Origin of the sequence: Leifsonia sp. NPDC058292 (assembly GCF_042880955.1) — a bacterium.
In the GTDB taxonomy this organism is placed as follows: Bacteria; Actinomycetota; Actinomycetes; order Actinomycetales; family Microbacteriaceae; genus Leifsonia.
In genome coordinates, this window is record NZ_JBHVYL010000062.1 from 8,721 (window position 1) to 11,805 (window position 3,085).

Annotated in this window: 6 protein-coding genes; 3 read left to right on the top strand and 3 right to left on the bottom strand. The window is 69.1% G+C overall.

What is annotated here, in order from left to right; genetic code table 11:
* From ACFVWR_RS18500 to ACFVWR_RS18510, 3 genes are all read right to left on the bottom strand, one after another.
* Positions 1–210 (bottom strand): hypothetical protein (locus ACFVWR_RS18500; protein ID WP_387215688.1); only part of this gene is annotated, 210 nt, incomplete at its 3' end.
* On the bottom strand, positions 210–1,106 hold the full coding sequence (locus ACFVWR_RS18505; RefSeq protein WP_387215691.1) for a hypothetical protein: 897 nt from the start codon (positions 1,104–1,106) through the stop codon (positions 210–212). The genes ACFVWR_RS18505 and ACFVWR_RS18500, both read right to left, overlap by 1 nt.
* Before the next feature lie 68 nt (positions 1,107–1,174).
* Positions 1,175–1,654 carry a hypothetical protein gene (locus tag ACFVWR_RS18510; RefSeq protein ID WP_387215694.1) on the bottom strand — a complete coding sequence of 160 codons (480 nt, stop codon included), beginning with the start codon at positions 1,652–1,654 and terminating at the stop codon, positions 1,175–1,177.
* Positions 1,655–1,882: 228 nt separating this feature from the next.
* Between ACFVWR_RS18510 and ACFVWR_RS18515 the strand changes: the two genes are divergently transcribed.
* The 3 genes from ACFVWR_RS18515 to ACFVWR_RS18525 all read left to right on the top strand — a co-directional run bounded on the left by ACFVWR_RS18515 (position 1,883) and on the right by ACFVWR_RS18525 (position 2,932).
* Positions 1,883–2,302 carry a WYL domain-containing protein gene (locus ACFVWR_RS18515; RefSeq protein WP_387215697.1) on the top strand — a complete coding sequence of 140 codons (420 nt, stop codon included), beginning with the start codon at positions 1,883–1,885 and terminating at the stop codon, positions 2,300–2,302.
* A gap of 8 nt (positions 2,303–2,310) precedes the next feature.
* Positions 2,311–2,592 (top strand): hypothetical protein, encoded by a 282-nt coding sequence (locus tag ACFVWR_RS18520; protein ID WP_387215700.1) that lies wholly within the window; start codon positions 2,311–2,313, stop codon positions 2,590–2,592.
* Positions 2,593–2,725: 133 nt separating this feature from the next.
* Positions 2,726–2,932, top strand: coding sequence for a DUF6011 domain-containing protein (locus ACFVWR_RS18525; protein WP_387215703.1), 207 nt, complete (start codon positions 2,726–2,728; stop codon positions 2,930–2,932).
* Positions 2,933–3,085 lie beyond the last annotated feature (153 nt).

The following is a 3,085-nucleotide window of genomic DNA, read 5'->3' on the forward strand; positions in this document are numbered from 1 at the left end:
CGCGTGCTGCAGGTCGTACTTGTGGCCGTGCTTGCGGACGTACTTGATGGCGTCGCCCTGGATGAACGGGAACGGGTAGTTGGGCCGCTCCACGAGGTCTACGCCGACGACGTCGAAGCCGGCGAGCCAGTAGCCCATGGACGCGCCACCCGAGCAGCAGCACAGGTCCAGGACCGTGAGCCCGTTCGGCTCCCGCTCAGGCAGGTCCATCAGGCCGCGTTCCTCTCGGCGTTGGCGGCCTGGGCGTCGGCCAGGAGCAGGTCGATGAGCGCGCCGAGCGTCATCCGCTCATGCGCCGGGGGCGGGCCGTCGACCTCCATGTCGATGACCTTCTCCGCCTTAGCAGCGCCGGCGATCTGCTTCAGGACGTCGACGTGGGAGCGGTTCGCAATGGCCTGGCGATACAGCTTGTCCAGCACCTCGTCCCGGGAGGGGGCCTGCCTTTCTCGGGTGGGCTCCGGCTGAGCCGCGGGCTGTCGCGCGCTCGCGGCGCTGGCGGCCGTGGCCTGGGTGTCGTCCGAGGGGCCGTCGGATTCGAGGATCTCCAGATCGGACGTGGTCCACAGATCGAGCGCCATCCCGAACCGCATGCCCGCGTTACGGATCGCGTCGCCAATGACCTCCTTGATGGCGTCGCCGCCCGTCTTGTCGCCGGCATGCCCGTAGCCGAGCCGCGTCATCCCGCACACCGTCAGCCGGATCCACAGCCCCTTGTAGCCGTCCGCCGCGGGCAGGCCCCGCTCGTCGACGGTCAGCGGCTCCCAGTCCCAGAACGGGTCGACGTTCAGCAGCCGGTTCGTCGCCTCGGCGTGCCCGACGTAGCGCAGGTCGATGTGACCGCCCTGCGGCATGTTCTGCTTGCAGTTAGGGCACTTGGCGAACCGGTGCCGGTCACAGCCCTTGCCGCGGGAGTTCTTGCAGGTCTGGCACCAGATGCGCGGCAGGTGCCGGATCTCGGTGGCAGGGAACGGATCCCGCAGCTTGCGTAGGGCTTCGATCTGCTCCTCGCGGGAGTATCCGAAGGTGTTCGCGGGCTGGTTCGGGGTGTGCGAGGTGGGGCCCTCCGCGTTGATGCTCTGCGCGGGGGCCTCAATGGCGTGAGCCATGAGGTTTCTCCTAGGGGTTCTACGGTGCGGGGCGGCCCACGGATCCGGGGCCGGCATCCCGCCCCGGATCAGTCGTCGTCTACGCCGAGCTCTTCACGCAGCCACGACAGCGCCACATGCGCCAGCGTGACCTTCCGCCCGAACTTCTTCGTCAGGCCATCGAGCAGCTTCTCCACGGCCTCACGCGCCTCGACCTCGATGTTGAGGTTCATGTTGACGCGGCGCTCCCCGGACAGGGAGCCGCGCGTGGCACGTACGGGCACCGGAGGCTCCCAGCGGCCCTCCGCCAGAGCGCGGAAGCCCTCGGTGGCCAGCGGGCCCAGCGAGGCGTCCGTGTTCTCCGCTGCCGCGTACAGGCGGGCCCGCAGCTTCTCGGGCACGGACACCGGCAGGTTCCTGGTGGTCGCGGCCGTGCCGGGCTCGGCGGTCAGCTTGCGCCATCCGCCCGGCGCCAGAACGGCTTTCACGGACGCCGCGTGTTCGTCGTGTCCGTCGGTCGTCAACTGGGCGGCGGCGGCGGCGAGGCGGGCACGCAGGTCGCTAGGCACGGAGCGGGGTCCTTTCGGCGGGCGCCGGCCGGACTGCTTGGGGCTGGGCGGGCGCGAGCGGGGGGTAGACCGCACCAGTGTCCTCCATCTCGTATTGCAGCGCCATGCCTTACGGCGCTGGGGGTTGTCGGGTGGTGAGTTCCTCAACCTTACCGCGTAAGGCATTGCAATGCAATGCCTTAATGGGTACGGTGAAGCCATCACCAACAACCAAGCGCGGGGGCCCACATGAAGCACACCGACCGCCAGCCGGCCACCAAGACCCTCGCCGACCTCTACCGCGCCATCGACCGCCGCCACGCCGTCACCATCACCTACCTCAAGCCCGGCGAGACCGAGCCCACCGTTCGCACGATCGAGATCGCGGAGATCCGCACGACGACCGACGGCGGCATCGTCCTCATCGCCATGTGCCGCCTGCGCAACGCCGAGCGCCAGTTCCACCTCGAAGGCGTCCAGGCGTACACGCTGCACCGCATCGCATACGTCCTCACCCGCCCCGAGCCCACCACCTACGAGCGCCCCGCCCCCGCGCCGGCCGACGACGCCCAGGCCCTGTACTTCTACGAGCTGGCCCGCGACAAGGACGACGCCGACTACCGTCCCCGCGTGAAGCTCACCCAGTCCCAGACCGACCTTGCCGCCTAAGGAGACCCATGCCGCACCTCAATCTGGTGGTCGAAGTCCCCGAGCCTGGCGACTGGCACGGACGCCTCGATGTCCTCGAAGCACTGGAAGCCGCGGGCTGGACAGGCGACCCTGAGTACCCGCTGAGTATCCTGCGCCACCCGTCCGGCGCCGTCTGGGCAGTCACCAACGAGTCCGGCGACTCCGGCCTGACCTGCCCCAATGGAGCGAACCCCGACTTCCCGTCCGACACGCCGTCGGTCGTCGTGATCGCGGCCTGCTTGGCGGCCACGGCTGAGACCAGCATCTAGCCCGGGAACGACGAAGGGCCACCGCCCCGAACCGGGGTGGTGGCCTCTCACATACTGATCGCGCACGCGCAGCGTATCCGAAGACCCCGCCACAGCGGAACCCCCGACTCAGGATCACACTGGAATCATGCCGATGGACCGTCAGGAAGCCTTGCCAGACGCCCCGGTGGCGCGGCGCGTACGCGTCTTCTGCCGCGGTATCCGGGGCGGGCGGCGCTGCGGCAGAGAGTTGTTCGACGACCTCTCACGAGCCCGCCGGCTGGGACCGGAGTGTGATCCCGAGACCCGTGGCGGGCATGAGCGGCGCGACGTCGACCAAGAACCGATACCCGGCCTGTAGGAGGACTGATGCAGAGCGAAGAACACGCGGCGGACCTGGCCAGGTCGATGAGCGAGCTCGGGCCGCTCGTTGCTGATGCCGTCGGCATCTGCTGGTGTGGGCGTGAGGTTCAACCTGGTGAGGATCACGGCATGTGCTGGCCGGGGATGTGAC